Genomic DNA, 25,073 nt, shown 5'->3' on the forward strand with positions numbered 1-25,073 from the left:
TGAAAATCGTTCTGTCACAATAAAGACATCCTAGTGTGAGATCATCCGAACGCTTCTCTGCCCTTCCGATCGAGACACCTTACGCCCAGCCGATGTCGATACGTTATCCGCTCTTCAACCGTGAACTAGGCATCCTGGGTTTCAACGAGCGGGTACTGGCACAAGCCGCCGACACATCGGTGCCGCTGCTCGAGCGCCTGCGCTTCATCTGCATTACGAGCAGCAATCTCGACGAATTTTTCGAAGTCCGCATGGCGGGCCTTCAGGAGCAGATGCGCGACAACCCCGGCGCGCTGTCGCCGGACGGCATGTCGCTGCAACACGTCTACGATCTCGTGTCCGAACGCGCGCAACGCCTCGTGCATCAACAATACGCGATGCTGCACGAGACTGTATTGCCGGCGCTCGAAATGGAAGGTATTTATTTTCATGGCGCCGAAAGCTGGTCCGAGCAGCAGACCGCGTGGGCGCGCGAATATTTTCAGAACGAATTATTGCCGGTGCTGACGCCGATCGGGCTCGATCCCGCGCATCCTTTTCCGCGCGTGCTGAACAAGAGCCTGAACTTCGTCGTCGAACTGGAAGGCACCGACGCGTTCGGCCGTCAGGCGATGATGGGCATCGTGCAGGCGCCGCGCGCGCTGCCGCGCCTCGTGCGAATGCCCGAGGCGCTCTCCGGATATCCGCATGGTTTCGTGCTGCTGAGTTCTTTCATGCAGCATTTCGTGAGCGAACTCTTTCCGCATCTGACGGTGCGCAACTGCAATCAGTTTCGCATCACGCGCAATAGCGAGCTTTTCGTCGATGAAGACGAAATCACGAATCTGCGCGTCGCGTTGCAGGGCGAACTGCCGGCGCGGCATCTGGGCAATGCGGTGCGGCTGGAAGTCTCGGCGGAAACGCCGCCGCATCTGATTAGCCGTCTGCTCGACGAAAGCCAGCTCAATCCGCGCGACTGCTATCGCGTGAACGGGGCTGTCAACCTCGTGCGGCTCATGCAGTTGCCCGAAATGGTGGACCGGCCGGACCTCAAGTTCGTGCCGCATATTCCGTCGGTGCCGAAGTCGATCGCCAATACGACCAATCTCTTCGATGCCATCGATCAGGGCGATATCCTGCTGCATCACCCGTACGAGAGCTTTCAGCCCGTGCTGGAACTGTTGCTGCAAGCGGCCAAAGATCCGCAAGTGGTTGCCATCAAGCAGACCATCTACCGCACCGGCACCGATTCGCCGTTGATGGACGCGCTCATGCAGGCGGCGCGCAACGGCAAGGAAGTCACGGTGGTGGTGGAGCTGCTCGCACGCTTCGACGAGGAAACGAACATCAACTGGGCGTCGCAGCTGGAAGCGGTGGGCGCGCATGTGGTGTATGGCGTCGTCGGCCACAAGTGCCATGCCAAGATGATGCTGATCGTGCGGCGGGTGTCGCAAGGCGGCAAGACCGTGCTCAAGCGTTACGCGCATCTGGGCACCGGCAATTACCACCCGCGCACGGCGCGTCTGTACACCGACTTCGGCCTCATGACCGCCGACCAGCAAATGTGCGAAGACGTGCATCACGTCTTTCAGCAGTTGACGGGCATCGGCGGCGAGATCGCGCTGCATCAGCTATGGCAGTCGCCGTTCACGCTGCATGCGAAGCTGATCGAAGCGATCCGCGCCGAAGCCGAACATGCGCGTGCGGGCCGGCGCGCGCGCATCGTCGCGAAGATGAACGCGCTGCTCGAACCGACCGTGATCGCGGCGCTCTACGAGGCATCGCATGCGGGCGTGAAGATCGACCTGATCGTGCGTGGCGTGTGTTCGTTGAAGCCGGGCGTCGAAGATCTTTCGGAAAACATCACGGTGCGCTCGATCGTCGGGCGCTTCCTCGAACATCACCGCATCTTCTATTTCTATGCGAACGGCAAGGAAGACGTGTATTTGTCGAGCGCCGACTGGATGGATCGCAATTTTTTTCGCCGCGTGGAAGTGGCGTTTCCGATCCGCGACCGGCGTCTGAAGCGCCGCGTGATCGCGGAAGGGTTGTCTGTGTGTCTCGGCGACAATCAGTCCGCGTGGGTCATGCAAAGCGACGGGCACTATCGCAAGCGCCGCTCCGGAAAAGCGTTGCGCAACGCGCAGATGGGATTGCTCGCGAAATTCTGTTCCTGAAGCTGCGGGACGCTCACGCCGCGAGCGATTTCCGCAATGCCGTGCGCGACGCAGGAAAGCGCACGACGAACGTACTGCCCCGCCCCACTTCGCTCTTCACGTCGAGATCGGCATGATGCCGTTGCAGCACATGCTTGCAGATGGCAAGGCCCAGTCCCGTGCCGCCCGTATCGCGCGAACGGCTGCGATCCACGCGATAGAAACGCTCCGTCAAGCGCGGAATATGCTCGGCCGGAATGCCCAGGCCGCTGTCGCGCACGGTGAAGACCGCGCGACCCTCCACGCGCTCCCATGACACGTCGATGCTGCCGCCATCCGGCGTGTAGCGCACCGCGTTCGTCACGAGATTGCCGAGCGCGCTCACCAGTTCGGTTTCCGCGCCCGCCACGGTCAGCGCATCGTCGTTGTGGAAGTGGATGCGATGACGCCCGCCCGAAAGACTGTTGGCGTCGTCTTCGAGATGACGCAGCACCGCGCGCATGTCGAGCAGCTCGTCGCCCGGCGGACGCACGTCACCTTCGAGATTCGCGAGCACGAGCAGATCGCGCACGATGTTCTGCATGCGCGTCGCCTGCTGACTCATCATGTCGAGATAGCGCGCACGGTCGGCTTCGTCGAGCGGCAACTCGCGCATCGTTTCCAGAAAGCCCGAGAGCACGGTGAGCGGCGTCTTGAGTTCGTGCGACACGTTCGCGACAAAATCGCGGCGCATGGAATCGGTACGCTCCAGCTCCGTAATGTCTTGCGTGAGAATCAGCTTGCGGTTCTCGCCGTACGGAAACACCTGAACGGAGATGCTTCGCTGCCGGTTGGCGCCCATGCCCCGCATGATAAGCATCTCTTCGTAGCGATGCGAATTCAGATAGCGGATGAAATCCGGATGACGCACGAGATGCGTGATGTGCTGGCGCAGATCGCGCTTGGCGTCGAGCCCGAAGTGCTTCTCCGCGATGGCGTTGCACCATTCGATCTGGTCGTGATCGTCGAGCATCGCGACGCCGTTGGGCGATGCCTGGATCGCCTGAATGAAGCGCGAATGCTGCTGCTCGACCTGGCGCACCTGCGCATGCCAGCGTTTGGCGAGCTTGTGCAGGCGGTAATAGATTTCACCCCAGATGCCGAGCGCGCTGGGCACCTGCCCGTACACGGGCGCGTCGAGCAGACGCCAGAGGCGCTGCGTGTGATACGTGCTCACGAAGCTCTGCACGACGAGCATGACGACCGCGAAAGCGAGCGCCGCCGGCACGCCGGCGAATGCGCCGATCGCGGCGCACAGCACCGCGAGGAGCGCGAGGGACACGATGGAACGCGTCCAGATGATGTTCATGTTGTCGGCTAGATCGGATGACGGCGAAGAGGCGGCGAACGGACAGCGGGCTTACGCGCCTTTCGCGAGCCGGTAGCCGCTGCCGCGTACCGTTTCGATCATAGCATCGCAGCCCGCCGGCTTGAGCGCGGCGCGCAGACGCTTGATATGCACATCGACCGTGCGCTCTTCGACGAACACGTGATCCCCCCAGACCTGATCGAGCAGTTGCGTGCGGCTGTGCACGCGCTCCGGATGCGTCATGAAGAAGTGCAACAGGCGGAACTCCGTCGGGCCGAGATCGAGCTTGATGTCGTTGCCCGAATGGTTCGCCGCCACGCGATGCGTCGCCGGATCGAGACGCAAGCCGTTGATCGCGACGACATCTTCCGTCAACTGCGGCGCGCGACGGCGCAGCACCGCCTTGATGCGCGCCATCAGTTCTTTCGGCGAGAAAGGCTTGGTCACGTAATCGTCCGCGCCGATCTCGAGGCCGAGCACCTTGTCCTGCTCGTCGCCGCGCGCCGTGAGCATGATGATCGGGATATGCTTCGTGCGCTCGTTGTTGCGCAGCTCGCGCGCAAACGCGATGCCGGACTTCGCCGGCAGCATCCAGTCGAGCAGCACGAGATCGGGCAGCACGTCGCTGATCAGGTTTTGCGCCTGCTCCGCGTTGTAGGCGCGAATCGGGCAATGTCCCGCATGTTGCAGATTGACCGAGATCAGTTCGGAGATCGCGGGTTCGTCTTCGACGACGAGGATACTGCTGGGCATCGGCACCTCTTGACCTTTTTGCTTGAAGTGAATCGTGGGATTAACTGAGCGCCTCGCGTTCGAGCTGGTCGCGCGAGATATGGCGCACGTCCGTGCCCTTCACGATGTAGATGATGAACTCGGCGATGTTCTTCGCGTGATCGCCGATGCGCTCCACCGCCTTCGCGATGAACAGATAATCGAGGCCCGCCGAAATGGTGCGCGGGTCTTCCATCATGTACGTCACGAGCTTGCGCACGAAGGCGCGGAATTCGTCGTCGATAGCCTTGTCGTCGCGCACGATCTGTGCGGCGGCGACCGTATCGAGACGCGCGAACGCATCGAGCGCGCGGCGCAGAATCGACACGGCCATCTCGCCCGAGAGCTTGATTTCGGCGATGTTCACCGTGCGGCCCGCGCCGTCTTCGTTGATGCGCTTCACGCGCTTGGCGATCTTCTCGGCTTCGTCGCCGGCGCGTTCCAGATTCGTGATGGTCTTCGAGATCGCCATGAGCAGACGCAGATCGCGCGCGGCCGGCTGACGGCGCGCGATGATGTTGCTGCACTCCTCGTCGATCTCGACTTCCATCGTGTTCAGGCGCGGCTCGGCCGCGATGACCTGATCGGCGACCTGCACGTCGAATTCGTTGAGCGCGTGCATGGCCGCGGTGATCTGCGACTCGACGAGACCGCCCATTTCCAGCACTTTCGACGACACCGCGTTCAGATCGGCGTCGAACTGGCTCGACAGATGTTTATCGGACATGTTCTGCTCCTGTAGTCTTTTGTCGTTGGCTGACCGGCCGATCAGCCAAAGCGGCCCGTGATGTAGTCTTCCGTTTCCTTGCGGGCCGGCTTGATGAAGATCTTTTCCGTGTCGCCGAATTCGATCAATTCACCGAGATACATATAGGCAGTGTAGTCCGAGCAGCGCGCGGCCTGTTGCATGTTATGCGTGACGATCACGACCGTGTAGTCGCTCTTCAGCTCCGCGATCAGTTCTTCGATACGGCCGGTCGAGATCGGATCGAGCGCCGAGCACGGTTCGTCGAGCAGCAGCACTTCGGGGCGAATGGCGATGCCGCGTGCGATGCACAGACGCTGCTGCTGACCGCCCGAAAGACCGTAGCCGCTTTGCGAGAGCTTGTCCTTCACTTCGGTCCAGAGCGCGGCCTTGGTGAGCGCCCATTCCACGCGGTCGTCCATTTCCGAGCGCGACAGCTGCTCGAACATCTTCACGCCGAACGCGATGTTGTCGTAGATCGACATCGGAAAAGGCGTCGGCTTCTGGAACACCATGCCCACGCGCGCGCGTAGCAGCGAGATGTCCTTCGTCGTGTCGAGCAGATTGGCGCCGTCCATCAGGATCTCGCCTTCCGCGCGCTGCTCCGGATACAGCGCGTACATCTTGTTGAACGTGCGCAGCAGCGTGGACTTGCCGCATCCCGAAGGACCGATGAACGCGGTCACTTTCTTCTCCGGAATGCGCAGATTGATGTTCTTCAGCGCGTGATACTTGTTGTAGAAAAAGTTGAGGTTGTTCACCTCGATCTTCGGTTTGATGGAATCCGCCGGCTGCGAACCATGCGTCGGACGCACGCTGCCCGGCACCGGACCGCGCTCGACGGGCTTATCTTCAGTCTTCGAATTCAGGTGGTTGACACCGCTTTCGACCATATTCATGGAATCACTCCACCCTTATTTCTTCGAGAAAATGACGCGCGCGAGGATATTCAGACCCAGCACGCCGAGCGTAATCAGGAACACGCCGGCCCACGCGAGCGTTTGCCATTGCGGGAACGGGCTCATCGCGAACTTGTAGATCGTCACCGGCAGATTCGCCACCGGCTGATTCATGTCCACCGAGAAGAACTGGTTTGAGAGCGCCGTGAAAAGCAGCGGCGCGGTCTCGCCCGCAATACGCGCGACCGCCAGCAGCACGCCCGTGACGATACCGCCGACCGACGCCTTCAGCGTGATCGACATCACCATCTTCCACTTCGGCGTGCCGAGCGCGAAGGCCGCCTCGCGCAGCGCGTTCGGAACCAGATTCAGCATGTTTTCCGTCGTGCGGATGACGATCGGAATCTGCAGCAATCCGAGCGCGATCACGCCGGCCCAGCCCGAGAAGCGCCCCATCTTCGCGACGACGAGCGCATACACGAAGAGACCGACGACGATCGACGGCGCGGACAACAGAATGTCGTTGATGAAGCGCGTCACGCTCGCGAGCCACCGCTTCTGCCCGTACTCCGCGAGATACACGCCCGCGAGAATGCCGAGCGGCGTGCCGATGCAGGTGGCCAGCACGACGAGCATGAGACTGCCGACGATCGCGTTGGCGAGGCCGCCGCCGTCGGTGTTCGGCGGGGGCGTCGACTGCGTGAACAGCTCGACCGAGAGGCCCGCGACGCCGAGCTTCAGCGTCGTGAAGAGAATCCACACCAGCCACAAAAGGCCGAAGGCCATTGCCGCGAGCGAAAGCGTCAGCGCAATTGCGTTGGTGCCGCGGCGGCGGCGCTGGAGCTTCGCGCGCGTGGCGACCGTGCGCTCGTGGTCCTGATTGAACGTGGCGGGACGGCTCACTTTGCACCCTCCGCGCGTTGCATGCGCAGCAGCATCAGCTTCGACAGCGCGAGCACGAAGAACGTGATGACGAAGAGAATCAGGCCGAGCTCCATCAGCGCGGACGTATGGAGGCCGGGACTCGCTTCGGCGAACTCGTTGGCGAGCGCGGACGTGATGCTGTTGCCCGGCGAAAAGAGCGACACGTTGTCGAGCAGATTGGTGTTGCCGATGACGAAGGTCACGGCCATGGTTTCGCCGAGCGCGCGGCCAAGACCGAGCATTACGCCGCCGATCACCCCGGCGCGCGTGTACGGCAGCACGATCTTCCACATCACTTCCCACGTCGTGCAGCCGATGCCGTACGCCGATTCCTTCAGCAGCACGGGTGTGACTTCGAACACGTCGCGCATGACCGACGCGATGTACGGAATGATCATGATCGCGAGGATGACGCCCGCGCACAGAATGCCGATGCCGATGGGCGGCCCCTGAAAGAACGCGCCGATAACCGGCACGCCGCCGAGCAGCGCACCGAGCGGCTTTTCGAAATATGCGGCGAAAATGGGCGCGAATACGAGCAGGCCCCACATGCCGTAGACGATCGACGGGATCGCCGCGAGCAGTTCGATGGCGACGCCAAGCGGCCGGCGCAGCCATGCGGGCGACAGTTCCGTCAGAAAGAGCGCGATGCCGAAGCTCACCGGCACCGCGATGATGAGCGCGATGATGGACGTGGCGATGGTGCCGTAGATGGGCACGAGGGCGCCGAAGCTGTCGCTGGGCGGATCCCACTCCGCGCGCCAGAGAAAGCTGAAACCGAATTTCTCGATGGTCGGCATCGACGCGATGATGAGCGAGACGATGATGCCGCCAAGCAGCAGCAGCGTCACGACGGCCGCCAGCCGGGTGACGCCGCCGAAAACGATGTCGCCGATACGGCTCGGCGCGCGCTGCGATTGCGCCGCCGGCGGTGCCGACGCTAGGTTGATGTCCGACATGGGAGCCTTGGTTACGCTACGTGTCAGACCGCGCGGCGACCTTTCGATCGCCGCGCGGCTTCTTGCTGCTGATCTGTCCGCTTCAGCTTAGGACAGTTTCAGACTGTACGACTGCGATACTTCGGCATTACTCCGCGACCGGCTTGCCCGAACCGTCTTTGACCTTCGCCTTCCACTGCGTGCGGATTTCCGAGACGACCGATTCCGGCAGCGAGATGTAGTCGAGGTCGTTCGCAGCCTGGCCGCCGTTTTTGAACGCCCAGTCGAAGAACTTCAGCGTTTCGGTGCCCTGAGCGGCCTTGTCCTGCGTCGAATGCAAGAGCACGAAGGTCGCGCCGACGATCGGCCATGCGTCCTTGCCCGGCTCGTTCGTGAGGATCTGATAGAACGACTTCGACCAGTCCGCGCCCGCAGCCGCCGCCTTGAACGTCTCCGTCTTCGGTTCCACGACGGTGCCCGCCGAGTTCTTCAGGCCGACGTAGGTCATGTGGTTCTGCTTCGCGTAGGCCCATTCCACGTAGCCGATCGCGCCCGGCAGACGCTGCACGAATGCCGCGACGCCGTCGTTCCCCTTGCCGCCCGTGCCCGTCGGCCAGTTGACGGTCGAGCCTTCGCCCACCTTCGACTTCCAGTCGGGATTGACCTTGGACAGATAGTTCGTCCAGATGAAGCTCGTGCCCGAGCCGTCCGCGCGACGCACCACGGCGATATCCGTATCCGGCAGCTTGACCTTCGGGTTCAGCGCGGCGATGGCCGGATCGTTCCACTTCTTGATCTTGCCGAGGTAGATGTCGCCCAGCACCTGACCCGACAGCACCAGTTCGCCCGCCTTCACGCCCGGCACGTTGATGACCGGCACCACGCCGCCGACGACCGTCGGGAACTGGAACAGGCCGTCTTTCGCGAGTTCGTCATCTTTCAGCGGAGCGTCCGAGCCCGCGAAATCCACCGTCTTCGCGACGATCTGCTTGATGCCGCCCGACGAGCCGATGCCCTGATAGTTGACCTTGCCGCCGCCGCTCTTCTGATAGGCGTCCGCCCATTTCGTGTATATCGGAGCTGCGAAGGTGCTGCCCGCGCCGGTGATATCGGCCGCTTGCGCAGAGATGGCCAGCATTGCGCCAATTACGCCAGCGAGCGCGGTGTGCATCAATTTCATGAGACCTCCAGGGTTGAATAGCGTGTGGGACGACAGGCGAAATATAGGCAGTCTCTGTGACAGTAATGTGACTCTCGGTGAAGGCCATGTGACAGCGTGCTTTCAGCGGGAAAGTCGATCGAGCGTTCATTCGTCAGGCTGCGGCAGACAACAAAAAAGCGGGCCGAAGCCCTAATGCCGTTCAGTTAAGCGACTGAACGGCATTTTTCTTTTCGGCGCAAAGTAGTTGTAAACCGGGCGCGGCGGTGTTAACTTGCATCGCCATGCTGGTTGATGATCTGCGCCTTCTAGTCGAATCACAGCCGCCGCTCGAATGGGGACGGCTGGGCCAGCATCTGCCGTACGAATGGATCGAGGCTGCCGTGCAGGCTGGTGGCAGCGCCAGCGTTCGTCGGCGTCGACTTCCCGCGCAGCAGGAATCTGCGGTGTGAGCTCGTGAGCGGGCGCGACGGTGACCAGATCGTGCGTATGCGAGTCTCACCGCAGGCCCGTACGAAGTGCCCGGATCTGCCCGAATTCTGGCAAGCGCGTGCCGTGCTTGCCGTCGATGCCAGTGGGCGGCAACGGACACTGCTGACGTCGCTGACTGATCGAAGACGTTTCAAGGCGGCCGACATTGTGTCGTGCTACGAGCGTCGCTGGCAGATCGAGACCAGTTACCACGAGTTCAAGCAGTCGATGCTCGGCATGGAGCTGACCCTTCGCAGCCAGACCGTGGAAGGCGTCTATCAGGAGTTCTGGGGCGCGCTGATCGCGTATAACCTGATACGTCTGGAGATGTCAAAGGCCGCACTCGCGGCCGGGCACGCCCCCGATGAACTGAGCTTCATCCGCGCATTCCACACCATTCAGTACGAAATGACATGGGCAGCCGTGACGCGCTCGTACGGCAAACTCCCCGCGCTGCTCAAGCGCCTGCGTGAGCGGCTCAAACAGCTTCCCATAGAAAACGGCCCGGGCGCAGTTGCGCTCGAGCCGTCAAATCGCGACCGTTTCGCTACACCGTTCGAGTCCTCAAAAGAGACCTTAACTGAACGGCATTAGGGCCGAAGCCCGCTTTTAGCGAAAATGCGCGTTCTTCTGCGAACGCTTACGAAGTGACGTCCTTCACGACCTGCGCAATCGTTTCCGCGTGCCGAACCGCGTCGGGTTGCGCGGCGGCTTCCACCATCACGCGCAGAACCGGTTCAGTTCCAGACGCGCGAATCAAGACCCGCCCGCGCGATTCGAGGGAACGCTCGGCTTGCTCCACCGCGCGTCGAATCTCCTCGCTGCTTTTCCAGTCCGCGCCCGCGCTCATGCGCACGTTGATCAGCTTTTGCGGGAACAGGCTCACGCCATCGAGCAGCTCGGCGAGCTTCTTGCCGCTGCGCTTGAGCGCCGCGAGCACGAGAAGCGCCGAAACGATGCCGTCGCCCGTCGAATGCCGGTCCAGCGAAAGAATATGGCCCGAGCCTTCCGCGCCGAGCTGCCAGCCGCGCTCGCGCAGCTTTTCGAGCACGTAGCGGTCGCCGACCGCGGCACGGACGAATTGCACGCCCGCCTCCTTCAGCGCCACTTCGACCGCCATGTTGGTCATCAGCGTGCCGACCGCGCCTTCCACCTTGCCGTCCGTCGCGATGCGATCCTTCACGAGCACGTACAACAACTCGTCGCCGTTATAGAGCCGTCCGGTCGAATCGACGATTTGCAGCCGGTCCGCGTCGCCGTCCAGCGCGATGCCGATATCCGCGCCGTGCTCCTTAACCGCCCGCACGAGCGCATCGGGCGCCGTGGCGCCGACGCCGTCGTTGATATTGAAGCCGTTCGGCGACACGCCGATCGACACCACTTCGGCGCCGAGCTCGTGGAACACGTGCGGCGCGACGTCATAGGCCGCGCCGTGCGCGCAGTCGACCACGAGCTTCAGACCGCGCAGGTCGAAGCTCGCCGGGAACGTGCTCTTGCAGAATTCGATGTAACGGCCGCCCGCGTCGTCGAGACGGCGCGCCTTGCCGAGCCGCTCGGACGGCGCACAGTCCATCGGCTGCTCGAGTTGCGCTTCGATCCGATGTTCGACTTCGTCGGGCAGCTTGTTGCCGTCGGCGGAAAAGAACTTGATGCCGTTGTCGTCGTACGGATTGTGCGACGCGCTGATGACCACGCCCGCCGACAGCCGCAGCGCGCGCGTCAGATACGCGACGCCGGGCGTGGGCATCGGGCCGGCGAGCATCACGTCGACGCCTGCAGCCGAGAAGCCCGATTCGAGCGCCGCTTCGAGCATGTAGCCCGACACGCGCGTGTCTTTGCCGATAAGCACCGTCGGGCGATTGCCTTTTTGCGGCGACTGGTCACCGCCCGCGAGCACCTTGCCGGCTGCGTAGCCGAGCCTGAGCACGAAGTCCGGCGTGATCGGGGCCGCGCCCACGCGTCCGCGAATGCCGTCAGTTCCGAAATATCGTCTTGCCATTGTTGCCTGACCCTCCTCGCGAATAGATGGCGCCTGTTTTGATCCGCGTTGTTCGTTGATGAGCTGCGAGCGCGAGCGCCTTCGCCGCAGTGCTACCGTCGCGAGCTCGCGTCAATCATGCGCGCGAAGCCCCGCTAGCTTTGTGACTTGCCAAACTTTCAATGCGTCCAAGGTTTCCGCGACATCATGGACACGAATGATGGCCGCGCCGCGTTCCGCCGCGCAGACCGCCGCCGCGATGCTCGCAAAGACACGTTCACCTGCGGCACGGCCGGTCACGGCGCCGAGCATCGATTTGCGCGACATGCCAGCCAACAGCGCGCGATGCGTGCCGCTTGGCAGCGTTGCGGCGAGCTCGGCAAGTAGCGTGTAATTATGCCCGACGGTTTTGCCAAAGCCGTAGCCGGGGTCGAACGTCACGCGATTGACCGCAATGCCTGCCGCTGTCAGCGCGGCGAGCCGCTCTGCGAAGAAGTCTCGCACCGAGGCGACGACGTCGTCGTAGACCGGTTCGTGCAGTTGCATCGTGCGCGGCTCGCCGAGCATGTGCATCACGCACAGACCGCAGTTGCTGTCCTTCACGGCATCCAGCGCGCCATCCTGACGAAAGCCCCAGATGTCGTTGATCATGTCCGCGCCGGCCTCGAGCGCGGCACGCATCACGGCGGGCTTGTAGGTATCGACGGAAAGCGGCACCTGCATGCCGCGCAACGCCTCGACGATCGGCACCACGCGTTCCAGTTCTTCGTCGATCGGCACGGGCGGCGCGCCCGGACGAGTCGATTCGCCACCGATGTCGATGATATCGGCGCCGTCAGCAAGCATCTGCTCGGCGCGCGCCAACGCCGCGTCGTGGGAAAGGAAGCGTCCGCCGTCAGAGAACGAGTCTGGCGTGACGTTCAGGATACCCATGACGAGCGGGCGCTCGAACGTCAGCATGAAACGGCCGCATTGAAGCGGCTCGGCGAGAACGGCGGAGGATGTGTATGTGGTCAAGCGAATCAGCGAGAGCGAGTGACTGGCGTTCGACGCAAGGAACGCGGGCCTGAAAATGAAAATGGGCCGACGTGCAATGCACGCCGGCCCATGATACGACTCGGGAAGCTTAGGCCGGCGCGGTTGCGCTGCCCGGCTTCACTTCAGTGCCGCTGTTGCCGCTCGAAGGCGAGTCGCCCGACGGCGGCGGCATGTTCTTCGGCGGACGCGGCGGACGGCCGGCCATGATGTCGCTGATCTGGTCTGCGTCGATGGTTTCCCATTCGAGCAGCGCCTTGGTCATGGCTTCGACCTTGTCGCGATTGTCTTCCAGCAGCTTGCGCGCGAGCGCGTACTGCTCGTCGAGAATGCGGCGGATTTCCGCATCGACCTTTTGCAGCGTCGCTTCCGAAACCGTCTTCGACGCGAGCTTGCCGAACATGCCGTCCGGTTCCGTGTCGACGTACACCATCGTGCCGAGCACGTCCGACATGCCGTAACGCGTCACCATGTCGCGCGCCATCTTCGTCGCGCGCTCGAAGTCGTTGGAAGCACCGGTCGACATCGAGTTCAGGAACACTTCTTCCGCTGCACGGCCGCCGAACAGGATCGCGATTTCTTCCAGCATCTTGTCGCGATATAGGTTCACGCGATCATGCTCCGGCAGCTGCCAGGTGACGCCCAGCGCCCAGCCACGCGGCATGATCGTGACCTTGTGAACCGGGTCGGCGTGCGGCAAAAGCTTCGCCACCACCGCGTGGCCCGACTCGTGGTACGCCGTGTTGCGGCGTTCCTCTTCCCGCATGACTGCCGACTTGCGCTCCGGACCCATGAAGATCTTGTCCTTCGCGTCCTCGAAGTCCTGCATCTCGACGATACGCTTGCCGCGCCGCGCGGCGAACAGCGCCGCTTCGTTGACAAGGTTCGCCAGATCTGCACCCGAGAAGCCCGGCGTGCCGCGCGCGATAACCGATGCATCAACGTCGTTCGCAATCGGCACCTTGCGCAGATGCACCTTCATGATGTGTTCGCGGCCGCGGATATCCGGCAGACCGACGTACACCTGACGGTCGAAACGGCCCGGGCGCAGCAGCGCCTTGTCCAGCACGTCCGAACGGTTCGTCGCGGCGATCACGATGACGCCCGAATTTGCCTCAAAGCCATCCATTTCGACGAGCATCTGGTTCAGCGTCTGCTCGCGTTCGTCGTTGCCGCCACCCATGCCGGCGCCGCGATGACGGCCGACCGCGTCGATTTCGTCGATGAACACGATACACGGCGCATGCTTCTTGGCCTGCTCGAACATGTCGCGCACGCGGGCCGCGCCCACGCCAACGAACATTTCCACGAAGTCCGAACCCGAGATGCTGAAGAACGGCACCTTCGCCTCACCGGCGATGGCGCGCGCGAGGAGCGTCTTACCCGTACCCGGAGGACCGACCAGCAGCACGCCGCGCGGAATGCGCCCGCCGAGCTTCTGGAACTTCTGCGGATCGCGCAGGAAGTCGACCAACTCCGATACTTCTTCCTTGGCTTCGTCGCAGCCGGCCACATCCGTGAAGTTGATCGCGTTGTTGTTTTCGTCGATCAGCCGCGCTCGCGACTTGCCGAACGAAAACGCCCCGCCTTTGCCGCCTCCCTGCATCTGCCGCATCATGTAGAACCAGAACCCGATGATCAGAATCGTGGGTCCGAGGTAGTACAACGCGGAGACGAGCGCATTCGGTTCATCGTCAGCCTTGCCGCTGACCTGAACGCCGTATTTCATCAGATCGCCGACCATCCAGATGTCGCCGGGCGACACGATCTGGTACTTCTGGCCGTCCGACGGAGTGACCGTGAGATTGCGCCCCTGAACCGTGACGTTCTTGACCTTGCCGTTCTTCGCGTCGTCCATGAACTGCGAATACGACACGCCTTCCTGGACGCGGGGCTTATCGAACTGCTTGAACACCGTGAACAGCACCAGTGCGATCACGAGCCACACTGCTGCCTTAGAGAACATATTGTTGTTCAAAGCACCACTCCTCACTCATAGACGGGCGCCTACATAAACCTTGCGACGCCACTAAAGCATTCTAATCCAGACCGCTAACCCCTGCCATAAGGTTTCACTACCGCCCAAATAGCGTTAGTTGGCCTTTTTTCGGCATAATCCGCGAAAATATCGCCGATTTTCGCCGACATCGTTTAAGCGCGTCCCGCAGCCGGATTTTTGAGCCGCCGCCCGAGGATGAAAGTCTCGGACGATTTATCCCGAGACGCCTTCGGCTTGCGCGGCGCGACCACTTTGAAATGGTGCTTGAACTTCTCGACGATCTGGCTATAGCCGCTGCCGTGAAAACATTTGACTAACAGCGCACCCTCCGGTTTCAAGTGGTGTTGAGCGAATTCCAGCGCCAGGTCGCAAAGGTGCTCGATTCGCGCCGCATCCGCACTCGCTACTCCGGAGAGGTTGGGGGCCATGTCGGAGATTACAAGGTCCACTTGCCGCTCACCGACGATTTCATCCAGCTGCGCGAGCACGGTGTCTTCCCGAAAGTCGCCCTGTATGAAAGTGACGTCCGCGATCGGCTCCATCGGCAGGATGTCGAGCGCGATGATCGTGCCGTCGATGCCGCCTTCGCGCTGCGCGTCGCGCTTCGAACCCTGCGCGAGCTTGTTGCGCGCGTACTGGCTCCAGCTTCCGGGCGTCGAACCGAGATCGACGATGATCTGCCCCGGCTTGATGAGCTTGTCCTGCTCGTCGATCTCCTTGAGCTTGTACGCCGCGCGGGCGCGATAGCCCTCGCGCTGCGCCATCTTCACGTACGGATCGTTGATGTGGTCATGCAACCACGAATGATTGAAGCGATTCTTTGCCATGCAAACTGAGCTCATGCCGCGCTTTCGCGGCGTGGAAGGTGTTTCGGTGGCGCGCACCGCGCGCGCCGGTGCGTGATCTGGGCTGCGTGCGCGCAATCTTGCTGCAACGTGCGGCGCTTTTAGCGGATAATACGCGTCTTGTCGGCCGGAACGTTTCCGCGGGTGCTCGAATGCGCCCGGCAATCGCGTCTCCGGCCTATTTTGTTTTTGGCGGCGGTCAACATTGACCGGCCGAATTCTTGCCGCGTCGCCAGCTTCGCCGCACTCCGCGTTTCGGCATGCCGTCAGGCCCGCGCCGCGCTATTTTAGTCGACTCCCCACTTTCTCATGCCAGCTCTCGAACTCTCTCCTGCCCAACGCTCCGACCTGCGCTCCCAGGCCCATGCGCTCAAGCCCGTCGTGCTCGTCGGCGCTGAGGGTTTGACGGATGCCGTGCTGACCGAAATCGGCGTGCACCTCGAAGCGCATCAGCTTATCAAGATTCGCGTGTTCGGCGACGACCGCGAAGCGCGCATCGCGATCTACGACGAAATCTGCGACCGCCTGAACGCCGCGCCTATCCAGCATATCGGCAAGCTGCTCGTGATCTGGAGGCCGGAAGGCGCCGCGCCGGCCAAGAGCCGCGGCACGCGCACTCGCAGCACCATGCCGCCGAGCGCGGGCGAAGCCGTCGAGCGTCCGTCGAAGGGCCGCGCGCCGCGCATCGTCAAGGCCGTGAAGATTTCGCGCGATGCGCCTGCGTTCAAGAAGCCCAAGAAGCAGACGCTCAAGGTGCTCGGTAACGAGCGCGTGACCGCAGGCGGAAACGTCAAGCGCGCCAAGAAACGTCAGACCGGCTCGAAGCGCCAGCATCAGGCCGCGAAGTAATCGACGCGGCGCGAACCTGATACAGAACGAGCGCGCCGTATTCGACCGCAGCGCGAATCAGCTTCGCGCGCGCTTGGCCGCCATCTTCGCCGACTTGTTCTTCGGCACGATGGCGCTGGGCGCGCTGCCCGGCAAGCGCCACACGAGCGCAATGCCGAACAGGCATTCAATGAGATAAATGGCGGTCGACACGCCGTGCAGAATGCCGAACTGCCGCGCATACGGCGAACTGGCGAGATCGGTGCCCGCTTCCTGCGCCGCCATGCGCAGCGAACTCATGAACGGCTGCAACGCGAAGTAACCGGCGAGCACGCACACCAGCATGACCGCGACGATCCAGCGCACGCGCTTGTAGTCCGCGATGCCGCTTTTCACGAAGCGATTGCCGATCAGAATAAGAACCAGCGCGCTGACGACGCCGACGAACGCCTCGATCCTGAAGTACTGCGCGGCGACCGACCCGGCCACGGCGGAGTCCAGCATCGAGAAGAGAACGGGCGCGGCAACGAGGCCGAGGGTCAGCAGGCTGCCGACCCACAGCATGCTGACGATGCGAAAAACGCGGTGTGCGATGGCCATCAGACGTAACGGACAGCGATGATTTCGTACTCGCGCGCGCCGCCGGGCGCCTGCACCGAGGCGACGTCGCCTTCCGACTTCGAAATCAGGGCGCGCGCAATGGGCGAGCTCACCGAGATCAAGCCGTGATCGATACTGGCTTCGTCGTCGCCGACGATCTGGTAGGTCACGGTGTCGCCGGATTCCAGGTCTTCCAGTTCGACGGTTGCGCCGAAGACCACGCGGCCATCGGCCTCCACGGTCGTCGGGTCGATCACTTGCGCCGCGGCCAGCTTCGATTCGAGTTCGGCGATCCGGCCCTCGATGAAGCCCTGCTTTTCCTTCGCGGCATCGTATTCAGCGTTTTCAGACAGATCGCCCTGCGCGCGCGCTTCCGCGATCGCGTTGATGACCGCCGGACGCTCGACAGACTTCAGGCGTTGCAATTCGTCGCGCAGCAACTCCGCGCCGCGCTTGGTCAAGGGAATCGTGCTCATAGACAGCCCAAAACAAAAAACAGCCGTAAAAAAATTACCGCGGTTAGCGCATCTCCCGTATGAGGAGATACCGCTCAACCGCGGCTCGTGTTACTTAGACCAGTCGTCGAAGCCTTAGTTTAGGCGAGCATGCAAGCCTTGTAAATCATAGACTTCCAAATCGCGCAGATAACGCAGCCCTTCCACGGCGGCACGCGCACCCGACATCGTCGTGTAGTACGTGACCTTGTTGGCCTGCGCGCTCATGCGGATGGAACGCGAATCGGCGATGGCGGCGCGGGTTTCATCGACCGTCGTGAATACGAGCGCGATCTCGCCGTTCTTGATCATGTCGACGATATGCGGCCGGCCGTCCTTCACCTTGTTGACGACCTTCACCGGCACCCCCGCCGCCGCGATGGCCGCAGCCGTGCCCTTCGTCGCGACGATCGGATAGCCGAGTTCGTGCAGCATGCTCGCCACTTCGACGGCCTTCGGCTTGTCCGCGTCCATCACGGTAAGAAGCACCGTGCCCGATTCCGGCAGGCGCGAACCCGCCGCGAGTTGCGACTTGAAGAGCGCCTCGCCGAACGTGCGGCCCACGCCCATCACTTCGCCGGTCGAGCGCATTTCGGGTCCGAGAACCGGATCGACGGTCGGGAACTTGACGAACGGGAACACCGCTTCCTTCACGCTGAAGTACGGCGGCACGATTTCCTTCGTCACGCCTTGCTGCGCGAGCGTCTGACCGACCATCGCGCGCGCGGCGATCTTCGCGAGCGGCAGGCTCGTCGCCTTCGACACATACGGCACCGTGCGCGAGGCGCGCGGGTTCACTTCCAGCACGTAGATGATGTCTTTCTTCGTGCCGTCTTCCTGCGCAACCTGCTGGATGGCGAACTGGACGTTCATCAGGCCGACGACGTTCAGCGCCCGGGCCATGGCTGCCGTCTGGCGCTTCAGTTCCTCGACGGTTGCGTCGGACAGCGAATACGGCGGCAGCGAACAGGCCGAATCGCCCGAATGCACGCCCGCCTGTTCGATGTGCTCCATCACGCCGCCGATAAACACGGCTTCGCCGTCCGAGATGCAATCGACGTCGCATTCGATCGCGTCGTTCAGAAAGCGGTCGAGCAGCACCGGCGAATCGTTCGACACCTTCACGGCCTCGCGCATGTAGCGTTCGAGGTCGCGCGGCTCGTGGACGATTTCCATCGCGCGGCCGCCCAGCACGTACGACGGACGCACGACGAGCGGATAACCGATTTCCTCGGCGAGCTTCAACGCTTCGTCTTCCGCGCGCGCGGTGCGGTTCGGCGGCTGGCGCAGATCGAGATCCTTGAGCAGCTTCTGGAAGCGTTCCCGGTCTTCTGCGGCGTCGATCATGTCCGGCGACGTCCCGATGATCGGCACGCCGTTCGCCTCCAGATCGAGCGCGAGCTTGAGCGGCGTCTGCCCGCCGTACTGCACGATCACGCCGACCGGCTTTTCCAGATCGACGATTTCGAGCACATCTTCGAGCGTCAGCGATTCGAAGTACAGGCGGTCGGACGTGTCGTAGTCGGTGGATACCGTTTCCGGGTTGCAGTTGACCATGATGGTTTCATAGCCGTCTTCGCGCATGGCGAGCGCGGCATGCACGCAGCAGTAGTCGAACTCGATGCCCTGCCCGATCCGGTTCGGCCCGCCGCCGAGCACCATGATCTTTTTCTTGTCGGTCGGATTCGCCTCGCACTCTTCCTCGTAGGTCGAGTACATGTAGGCGGTCTTCGTGGCGAATTCGGCCGCGCACGTATCCACGCGCTTGTAGACTGGACGCACCTTCAATTCATGGCGCTTCTTGCGCACGTCGGCTTGTGTCGAGCCCGTGAGCTTGGCGAGACGCCGATCTGAGAAGCCGCTCTTCTTCAGATACAGCAGTTCGTCGCGCGTGAGGCTTTCGAGCGTGCGGCCTTCCAGCGCCTTTTCCTTCAGCACGATCTGTTCGATCTGCGCGAGGAACCACGGATCGATCGACGTCTCCTCGAAAATCTCCTCCGCCGTGAGGCCGAGGCGGAACGCGTCGCCGAGATACCAGATGCGGTCGGGGCCCGGCTCGCCGATCTCGCGGATCACTTCGTCGCGGCTTGCGGTCTTTTCGTCGAGACCGTCCACGCCGACTTCCAAGCCGCGCAGCGCCTTCTGGAACGACTCTTGGAACGTGCGGCCCATGGCCATCACTTCGCCGACGGACTTCATCTGCGTGGTCAGGCGCGAATCGGCTTCGCGGAATTTCTCGAACGCAAAACGCGGCACCTTCGTCACGACGTAGTCGATCGTCGGCTCGAACGATGCCGGCGTCTGCCCGCCGGTGATTTCGTTCTTCAGTTCGTCGAGCGTGTAGCCGCACGCGAGCTTCGCGGCGACCTTCGCGATCGGGAAGCCCGTTGCCTTCGAAGCCAGAGCGGACGAACGCGATACACGCGGATTCATTTCGATGACGACCATGCGGCCGTCGTTCGGGTTGATCGCGAACTGCACGTTGGAGCCGCCCGTATCGACGCCGATCTCGCGCAGCACCGCGAGCGACGCGTTACGCAGCACTTGATACTCTTTGTCGGTCAACGTCTGCGCGGGCGCGACGGTGATGGAATCGCCGGTGTGCACGCCCATCGGATCGAGGTTTTCGATCGAGCACACGATGATGCAGTTGTCCTTTTTATCGCGGACGACTTCCATCTCGTACTCTTTCCAGCCGAGCAGCGATTCTTCGATCAGCAGTTCGCGCGTGGGCGAAAGATCGAGACCGCGACGGCAGATTTCCTCGAACTCTTCCTTGTTGTACGCAATGCCGCCGCCCGAGCCGCCCAGCGTGAACGACGGGCGGATCACGGTCGGATAGCCGCCGCTGCCCGTCGCTTCCGCGATCTGCGCCTGCACGGCGAGCGCCTCTTCCATCGAATGCGCGATGCCCGACTTGGCCGAACCGAGGCCGATCTTCGTCATCGCGTCCTTGAACTTCTGGCGGTCTTCGGCCTTGTCGATGGCTTCCGGCGACGCGCCGATCAGCTCGACCTTGTACTTTTCCAGCACGCCGTGATGGAACAGGTCGAGCGCGCAATTGAGCGCCGTCTGCCCGCCCATGGTCGGCAGGATCGCATCGGGACGCTCTTTCGCGATGATGCGCTCGACCACTTCCCACGAGATCGGCTCGATGTAGGTGACGTCGGCCGTGTTCGGGTCGGTCATGATCGTCGCGGGATTGCTGTTGACGAGAATGACCTTGTAGCCCTCTTCACGCAGCGCCTTGCACGCTTGCGCGCCCGAGTAATCGAACTCGCACGCCTGACCGATGATGATCGGGCCCGCGCCGATGATGAGGATGCTTTTGATGTCTGTGCGCTTCGGCATAACTTTGCTCGGTGATGTTCTTTATGCGGCGACCTTCTGCGCTTCCATCAGCTTGATGAAGCGGTCGAACAGATACGCGATGTCGTGCGGGCCGGGCGACGCTTCCGGATGGCCCTGGAAGCAGAACGCGGGCTTGTCGGTCAGCGCGAAGCCTTGCAGCGTGCCGTCGAATAGCGAGACGTGCGTGACTCGGGCGTTGGCGGGAAGCGTCGCGGCATCGACCGCGAAGCCGTGGTTCTGCGACGTGATGACCACGCGGCCGTCTTCCATGTCCTTCACCGGATGATTCGCGCCGTGGTGGCCGGTCTTCATCTTCGTGGTCTTCGCGCCGACAGCGAGGCCCATGATCTGATGCCCGAGACAGATGCCGAACGTTGGAATGCCGCGCTCGATGAACTCGCGCGTGGCGGCAATCGCGTAGTCGCACGGTTCCGGATCGCCCGGGCCGTTCGACAGGAAAATGCCGTCCGGATTGAGCGCGAGGGCGTCGGCGGCGCTCGCCTGCGCCGGCAGCACGGTCACATGACAGCCGCGCTCGGCCAGCATCCGGAGAATGTTGTATTTGACGCCGTAATCGAACGCGACGACGCGAAATCTAGGCGCGTCCTGCGTGCCGTAACCGCTGCCGAGACGCCATTCGCGCTGCGTCCATTCGTAACGGTCTTTCGTCGACACGACCTTCGCGAGGTCCATGCCGGCGAGACCGGGGAACGAGCGCGCGAGGCGCAGGGCTTCGGCTTCGTCGTCGCTGCCCGCCAGAATGCAGCCGTTCTGCGCGCCCTTGTCGCGCAGAATGCGCGTGAGCTTGCGCGTGTCGATGTCCGAAATGCCGACGACGCCTTGCGCCTTCAGATAGTCGGGAAGGGTTTGCTCCGAGCGGAAGTTCGAAGCGAGCACCGGCAGGTCACGGATGATGAGACCGGCGGCATGGACTCGAGTGGCTTCGACGTCCTCGGCGTTGACGCCGACATTGCCGATGTGCGGATAAGTCAGGGTGACGATCTGGCGGGCGTAGCTCGGATCGGTCAGGATTTCCTGATAGCCGGTGATCGCGGTGTTGAACACCACTTCGCCGATCGTCGAACCTGGGGCGCCGATCGATTGACCACGAAAGACCGTGCCGTCGGCAAGTGCGAGTAGTGCTGGGGAGAATGACGGCAACACGGGAAGCTCCTTGGGGAACACCCTGTTACCGACCTGTCTGTCCGAAATTCAGGCGTGGGGCCGCGGCACGAAGCGAGCGCGGGCATCCTTGCACGAGGGCGGCGGCTGACGCACGGGAAACCCGGGAATCGCGGCTCGGACCGGCTCGCTCGCGTAAGCGAACGGGGTATGGAAGCGGACGATTGCGGCGTGCAGCGCGCGCTGCCAAGCGCAGCGAACGACGGTGTATGGGAGGTAGGCGCTAGGGTGCGGGTTGATATGCTCAAACCTTCGAATTATAGCGTGAAATCAGCGGTTTCGCCAAACTTGGGAAATCTCCGCTTGCCCTCGCGCCGCGCCCTCACGTCATGCGGCTACGATGCAGTTCGCTCGGTCTTGCGCAGCACGCGGCTCGGCAGCACGTACCAGACGGCGCTCGCCAGCTGCAACGCGATCAGCACGCTCCACACCGTCACGTGCGCGGTGGCCGGATAGTGGCCGCCTTCGGGCGTCCAACGCGACAGCACCGCGCCCACGCCGACCTGAAACCCGAAGATGAGCAGGAAAATCACGAGCGTGAGCGTGGTCGTCGCCCGGCCGATCATGTGCGACGGAAAGTACTCCGCCATCACCGCGTAGCTCAGAATGCCCGTACCGCCGAAAACGCCGTACGCGGCAAGCAGCGTCGCGGGCGGCAGCGGCACGCGCAGCACCATCAGCACCTGCACGAGAACATAGAGCGCCATTCCCACGCCGCAGAACGCGTACACCGACACGCCGCGCCGCTCCATTCCGCGCGCCGCCGCGCCGAAGCCGACGCATCCGAGCATCATCGCGAAGCCCAGCACCGAGACGAGCGCGGCGGCATGCGCGGGCGTGAGATTCATCACGTCGAGCAGATAGGGGCGGATCCACAGCGATTGCATCGCGTAGAACACGCCCTGCGTGACGACCGAGAACGACGCGATCTTCCAGAACGCGCCGCTTTTCAGGATATGCCAGGTGCCCTTGAACTGGCTGATGACGTCGGCCTGATGGTGCGTGTCCGCGTTGCGGGGCGCGAACAACGCGATGGCCGCCGCGACGACGAGCGTGAACATGCCGAGGCCGACCGATACCTGGCGCCAGGTCGTCGTTTGCAACAGCGAGGCAAGCGGCGAGCCGACGACCACCCCGCCGAGTCCACCGACCGCCATCGTGAAACCATTGACGAGCGGCAGCCGCGCGACCGGAAAGTGCTGCGCCGACGCCTTGAACGCCGCGCTCAGACAGACGGAAACGCCGACGCCGATCAGCAAGCGCCCCACCATCAGTCCGCCGAGCGCGTGCGATGCGCCGAACACCCAGATGCCGGCTGCCGCGAACACGAGCATGCCGGCGGTGACGCGGCGCGGTCCGTAGTGATCGAGCAGCACGCCGACCGGAATCTGCGCGATCGCAAAGCCGATGAAATAGAGCGAGGTCAGCAAGCCGAGATCGGCGGCGGACAGGCCGAGATCGTGCGTGATGAGCGGCGCAAAGCCGAGATTGACGCCCCGGAACACGTACGAGACGAAATACCCGGCGGCGAAGAGGAAGAACACCCGGAGACGAACGGAAGGCGGCATGCGCTGGACAGTTGTTCGATTCTTTTGAAACGCCAGTTTAACTGCGCCGCCAAATGAAAACGCCGTCACCTTGGTGACGGCGTGGAATAAGCGGACGCGTGAGCCGCCCTGCCCTTATTTCTTCTTGCTCTTGGAACTGGCCGAATGCGCGGCGGCGTGCTTTTCTGCCTTGGCCGTGGCAGCAGGCTTGGCCGAAGCGCCCGTCTTCGGCGAGATCGTAGCCGACACGCGCGTGAGCGTATGCCCCGGCGCCTTGCCGTGCGGCGTTTTCGCGGTGACATGCGTGCCGATCTTGCTGACGCCGCCCGACGAGCGGCTCGACGCCGCCACCGTTTCGATACGCGCCGGACCCGGCTCGGCCGGCACGGGACGCCCGTACGGAACATGCAGCACGACGACCTGGCCGGGCATGAACATATCGCGATGCGTATGGTTCCAGGCCCGCACCTGCGCGACCGACACGTTGTAACGGTCCGCGAGCGTCGCGATGGACTGCTTGCGGCGCACGCGAATGGCCATTTTCCGCGTGTCGGGCACGTCGCGCTCGACCGCAAGCATGGCGTTCGCGGCGACGTCGGCGCTGATGTCTTCGTCGTCGTCGTCCGTGCGCGGCACGACGATGGTCGATCCCGGCTTGAGACGCATGCCCGCCGGAATGCGGTTGACCGACATGAGCGTGTCCGCGTCGACGCCGATCTTTTCAGCGATGGCCGCCGGCCGTGCCCGTTCCGTCACCGTGTACGTGGTCCACGACGACAGCGCGCCCGTGTACGAACCGAGGTTGCGCTGGAACGTAGCGGCGTTGTCGAACGGGAGCAGGATCTGCGGGTTGGTCGCGCCGAGAATGACCGGCTTCGAGAACGACGGATTCAGCGAGCGGAACTCCTCGACGCTCATGCCAGCGAGCTTCGCGGCCATTGTCACGTCGATATCGCGCGCGGTCGTGACCGTGACGAAATACGGGTGATTCGGAATGTCCGGCAGCGCGAGGCCGTACTGCTGCGGATTCGTCACGATGTTCTTGACTGCCTGCAGCTTCGGCACGTAGTTGCGCGTCTCGTTGGGCATGCGCAGGCTTTCGTAGTCGGTCGGCAAGCCCGCCGCCTCGTTGCGCGCAATGGCCCGCTGCACGTTGCCCTCGCCCCAGTTGTATGCGGCGAGCGCGAGATGCCAGTCGCCGAACATGTCATGCAGACGCGAGAGATAGTCGAGCGCGGCGCTCGTCGAGGCGAGCACGTCGCGGCGCTCGTCCTGCCACATGTTCTGCTTGAGGTTGTAATCGCGGCCGGTGCCCGGCACGAATTGCCACATGCCGGCAGCCTTCGCGACCGACAGCGCCTGCGGGTTGTAGGCCGACTCGATGAACGGCAAAAGCGCCAGTTCCGTCGGCATATGCCGCTGCTCCAGCTCTTCGACGATGTGATACAGGTACTTTTGCGAGCGCGTGGTCATGCGCTCGACGTAGTCGGGGCGCTGCGCGTACCAGTTCACCTGCATGTCGACGAGATCGCTTTGCAGGTCCGGAATCTGGAAACCATTGCGAATGCGACTCCACAAGTCCGCGGAACCCGCGAGCGAAGTGACAGGCGTCTTGTCGACGTTGATGGTTTCCTTGGCGGCTGCGGTGCGGCGAATCGTGTCGGCGACTTGTTGCTGCGAGGCGGCGGTAGGAGTAGCGGAAGTAGGATCGGAGGCGGGCGCCGTCGGCCCTTGGCTGGCACACGCGGCCAGCGTCAGGACGGATAGCGCACTTAATGTTAGTCGCATGAACGTCTCGGCTTCCAAAAGATATGCTTGGAAATT

20 protein-coding genes and 1 pseudogene are annotated in these 25,073 nt (G+C 62.9%); 4 read left to right on the forward strand and 17 right to left on the reverse strand.

The features are described 5' to 3' along the window. The first annotated feature begins 92 nt into the window (after positions 1–92). The gene (gene ppk1, locus GV035_RS19460; RefSeq protein WP_159838073.1) at positions 93–2,156 is read left to right on the forward strand and encodes a polyphosphate kinase 1; all 2,064 of its coding nucleotides are present in this window, start codon (positions 93–95) and stop codon (positions 2,154–2,156) included. Between the two features lie 13 nt (positions 2,157–2,169). On the opposite strand, the gene phoR is transcribed toward ppk1, so the two are convergent. The 7 genes from phoR to pstS form a co-directional block, all read right to left on the reverse strand. Next, positions 2,170–3,483 (reverse strand): phosphate regulon sensor histidine kinase PhoR, encoded by a 1,314-nt coding sequence (gene phoR / locus GV035_RS19465; RefSeq protein WP_159836614.1) that lies wholly within the window; start codon positions 3,481–3,483, stop codon positions 2,170–2,172. A 51-nt stretch (positions 3,484–3,534) separates the two neighbouring features. After that, positions 3,535–4,236, reverse strand: a complete 702-nt coding sequence (gene phoB / locus GV035_RS19470) for a phosphate regulon transcriptional regulator PhoB (RefSeq protein ID WP_159836615.1) — start codon at positions 4,234–4,236, stop codon at positions 3,535–3,537. A gap of 40 nt (positions 4,237–4,276) precedes the next feature. Next, on the reverse strand, positions 4,277–4,981 hold the full coding sequence (gene phoU, locus GV035_RS19475; RefSeq protein WP_159836616.1) for a phosphate signaling complex protein PhoU: 705 nt from the start codon (positions 4,979–4,981) through the stop codon (positions 4,277–4,279). Between the two features lie 41 nt (positions 4,982–5,022). Beyond that, positions 5,023–5,898 (reverse strand): phosphate ABC transporter ATP-binding protein PstB, encoded by an 876-nt coding sequence (gene pstB / locus GV035_RS19480; protein ID WP_159836617.1) that lies wholly within the window; start codon positions 5,896–5,898, stop codon positions 5,023–5,025. A gap of 15 nt (positions 5,899–5,913) precedes the next feature. Continuing rightward, positions 5,914–6,801 (reverse strand): phosphate ABC transporter permease PstA, encoded by an 888-nt coding sequence (pstA, locus tag GV035_RS19485; RefSeq protein WP_159836618.1) that lies wholly within the window; start codon positions 6,799–6,801, stop codon positions 5,914–5,916. After that, positions 6,798–7,781, reverse strand: a complete 984-nt coding sequence (gene pstC / locus GV035_RS19490) for a phosphate ABC transporter permease PstC (protein WP_159836619.1) — start codon at positions 7,779–7,781, stop codon at positions 6,798–6,800. Before pstC ends, pstA begins: the two co-directional genes overlap by 4 nt. A gap of 127 nt (positions 7,782–7,908) precedes the next feature. Further along, on the reverse strand, positions 7,909–8,940 hold the full coding sequence (gene pstS / locus GV035_RS19495; protein WP_159836620.1) for a phosphate ABC transporter substrate-binding protein PstS: 1,032 nt from the start codon (positions 8,938–8,940) through the stop codon (positions 7,909–7,911). A gap of 263 nt (positions 8,941–9,203) precedes the next feature. Between pstS and GV035_RS19500 the strand changes: the two genes are divergently transcribed. After that, a complete protein-coding gene (locus GV035_RS19500; protein ID WP_236572668.1) occupies positions 9,204–9,371 on the forward strand; it encodes a transposase domain-containing protein in 168 nt (55 codons plus the stop codon). After that, a pseudogene (locus tag GV035_RS19505) lies at positions 9,346–9,974 on the forward strand (transposase); the annotation flags it as partial. The gene GV035_RS19500 and the pseudogene GV035_RS19505, both read left to right, overlap by 26 nt. A gap of 56 nt (positions 9,975–10,030) precedes the next feature. Here GV035_RS19505 and glmM read toward each other — a convergent pair. From glmM to GV035_RS19525, 4 genes are all read right to left on the reverse strand, one after another. Then, positions 10,031–11,389: a phosphoglucosamine mutase gene (gene glmM / locus GV035_RS19510; RefSeq protein WP_159836621.1), complete on the reverse strand. Its 1,359-nt coding sequence runs from the start codon at positions 11,387–11,389 to the stop codon at positions 10,031–10,033. 111 nt (positions 11,390–11,500) lie between these two features. Next, positions 11,501–12,385: a dihydropteroate synthase gene (gene folP / locus GV035_RS19515; RefSeq protein WP_442859576.1), complete on the reverse strand. Its 885-nt coding sequence runs from the start codon at positions 12,383–12,385 to the stop codon at positions 11,501–11,503. A gap of 109 nt (positions 12,386–12,494) precedes the next feature. Beyond that, the gene (gene ftsH, locus GV035_RS19520; RefSeq protein WP_159836622.1) at positions 12,495–14,381 is read right to left on the reverse strand and encodes an ATP-dependent zinc metalloprotease FtsH; all 1,887 of its coding nucleotides are present in this window, start codon (positions 14,379–14,381) and stop codon (positions 12,495–12,497) included. A gap of 173 nt (positions 14,382–14,554) precedes the next feature. After that, positions 14,555–15,229, reverse strand: a complete 675-nt coding sequence (locus GV035_RS19525; protein WP_159836623.1) for an RlmE family RNA methyltransferase — start codon at positions 15,227–15,229, stop codon at positions 14,555–14,557. A 327-nt stretch (positions 15,230–15,556) separates the two neighbouring features. On the opposite strand from GV035_RS19525, the gene GV035_RS19530 reads away from it, so the two are divergent. Continuing rightward, a complete protein-coding gene (locus GV035_RS19530; protein ID WP_159836624.1) occupies positions 15,557–16,096 on the forward strand; it encodes a YhbY family RNA-binding protein in 540 nt (179 codons plus the stop codon). A 57-nt stretch (positions 16,097–16,153) separates the two neighbouring features. Here the strand turns inward: GV035_RS19530 and GV035_RS19535 are convergent, their stop codons facing one another. The 6 genes from GV035_RS19535 to GV035_RS19560 form a co-directional block, all read right to left on the reverse strand. Then, positions 16,154–16,675: a DUF4149 domain-containing protein gene (locus tag GV035_RS19535; RefSeq protein WP_442859577.1), complete on the reverse strand. Its 522-nt coding sequence runs from the start codon at positions 16,673–16,675 to the stop codon at positions 16,154–16,156. Further along, complete coding sequence (gene greA / locus GV035_RS19540) at positions 16,675–17,151, reverse strand: transcription elongation factor GreA (RefSeq protein ID WP_159836625.1); 477 nt, start codon at positions 17,149–17,151, stop codon at positions 16,675–16,677. The genes GV035_RS19535 and greA overlap by 1 nt, the downstream gene beginning before the upstream one ends. 114 nt (positions 17,152–17,265) lie before the next feature. Further along, positions 17,266–20,520 (reverse strand): carbamoyl-phosphate synthase large subunit, encoded by a 3,255-nt coding sequence (carB, locus tag GV035_RS19545; protein ID WP_159836626.1) that lies wholly within the window; start codon positions 20,518–20,520, stop codon positions 17,266–17,268. A 21-nt stretch (positions 20,521–20,541) separates the two neighbouring features. Then, complete coding sequence (gene carA, locus GV035_RS19550; protein ID WP_159836627.1) at positions 20,542–21,684, reverse strand: glutamine-hydrolyzing carbamoyl-phosphate synthase small subunit; 1,143 nt, start codon at positions 21,682–21,684, stop codon at positions 20,542–20,544. Positions 21,685–22,037: 353 nt separating this feature from the next. Continuing rightward, positions 22,038–23,339 (reverse strand): MFS transporter, encoded by a 1,302-nt coding sequence (locus tag GV035_RS19555; RefSeq protein WP_442859578.1) that lies wholly within the window; start codon positions 23,337–23,339, stop codon positions 22,038–22,040. A gap of 45 nt (positions 23,340–23,384) precedes the next feature. Then, positions 23,385–25,037, reverse strand: a complete 1,653-nt coding sequence (locus GV035_RS19560) for a transglycosylase SLT domain-containing protein (RefSeq protein WP_159836629.1) — start codon at positions 25,035–25,037, stop codon at positions 23,385–23,387. Between the last annotated feature and the right edge of the window lie 36 nt (positions 25,038–25,073).

It is taken from the genome of Burkholderia sp. 8Y (assembly GCF_902506145.1).
Lineage (GTDB): Bacteria > Pseudomonadota > Gammaproteobacteria > Burkholderiales > Burkholderiaceae > Caballeronia.